Genomic DNA, 1,441 nt, shown 5'->3' on the forward strand with positions numbered 1-1,441 from the left:
GAAACCGTGTGCCACGGAGGCACGATGCGCATACCCTGTCCCAAATGCCAATTTGAATTGGACGCGTCCGCGACAGAATGTCCGCGTTGCGGCGTCGTGCTGGCGCATTTCAAGCCCCCCGAACTTTCAGAAACAGAAGAGCAGAGCACGCCCTACACCAGCACCTGGAAGGAGTGGCTTTTTCCGGAGATCATGGACTCCAATCCGCTGTATACCGGCGCGCGAGCCGTGACGTGGTGTGTGCTCGCTTATCTGAGCGTGCGCTTCATGGCCGCCGGCGTGAACGGCGCGTATCTCGGCGGCTCTTTTTTGCATCTGATCAACCTGCCCTTCCACGAGGCAGGGCATATTTTCTTCCGACCATTCGGGACGTTCGTGACATCCCTGGGCGGCAGCCTCGGGCAACTTCTTGTGCCGCTGATCTGCCTCGCGGCGTTGGTGTTCAAGACTCGGGACGCCTTTGGCGGTGCGGTCTGTCTGTGGTGGTTTGGCCAGAATTTCGTGGACCTGGCGCCGTACATCAACGACGCCCGCAGCCTGTCCCTGCCGCTTTTGGGCGGCAATGTCGGCAAAAACGCGCCGTACGGATTTCACGACTGGGAGTTCATTCTCAAAGAAAGCGGGCTGCTCGCGTATGACCACACCCTGGCCAAGGGCGCGTTCGCGGCGGGCGTCATGCTGATGGCACTTGCGTTGCTCTGGGGCGGCATCGAAATCTGGCGACAGTACCGGGATCTGCGGGAGATGTGAACGCGAGTGCTGGAAAAAGATGGGGACGCGCAAGCCATCCCCACTGGGGGCGCAGACAGGTTATTGTTTGTTTTTTGAGTTCGGTTTTTTCTTTTCGGGCTGCCAACTGCAGCTCGTCGAGGCCGGACCTCAACCGTGAATCCCGATTTTGGGGAACACGACCTTGACCAGCACCACCCAGATACCCACGATCACAAGCACATAAAGCAGGCTTTCCATGGCTTTTTCCTCCTTGTCCGCCGGACGGTTCATCCATTGGAACCGGATAGCACAGGGGGACAAAAGGACAAAGACGAAAAAAGGACACTCCGTGACAGCTTGGAATGCTTCTGGAATCAACGATCTCGTGGACGCCCACTGCCATCTGCAGGATGGCTTTCTACGCCACGGCCTGGAGCCGGCCCTGATCCGGGCTCGAGCGGCCGGGGTGCGGCTCATGTGCTGCAACGGCACGCATGAAGGGGATTGGGACTATGTTTTGACGTTGGGACGGCACCATGCGGACGTCTGCGTGTCCCTGGGCCTGCACCCCTGGTACGTGGACGAACGCGGCCCGGACTGGCTCGCGCGTCTGGAGGAGCTGGTCGGCGCCCATCCCGTGGGCGTGGGTGAGATCGGCCTGGACAACGCCCTGGAGACACGCAACGACGCGGCCCAGGAAGAGGTTTTTCTGGCCCAGATGGACCTCGCC

Annotated in this window: 2 protein-coding genes; both read left to right on the top strand. The window is 60.3% G+C overall.

The window, feature by feature from the left end; all coding sequences use genetic code 11:
• The first annotated feature begins 30 nt into the window (after positions 1-30).
• Positions 31-750, top strand: coding sequence for a zinc ribbon domain-containing protein (locus tag EOL86_14940; GenBank protein NCD26864.1), 720 nt, complete (start codon positions 31-33; stop codon positions 748-750).
• Positions 751-967: 217 nt separating this feature from the next.
• Positions 968-1,441: hypothetical protein (locus EOL86_14945; protein NCD26865.1), on the top strand; the 474-nt coding region annotated here is incomplete at its 3' end.

It is taken from the genome of Deltaproteobacteria bacterium (assembly GCA_009930495.1).
GTDB lineage: Bacteria > Desulfobacterota > Desulfovibrionia > Desulfovibrionales > Desulfomicrobiaceae > Desulfomicrobium.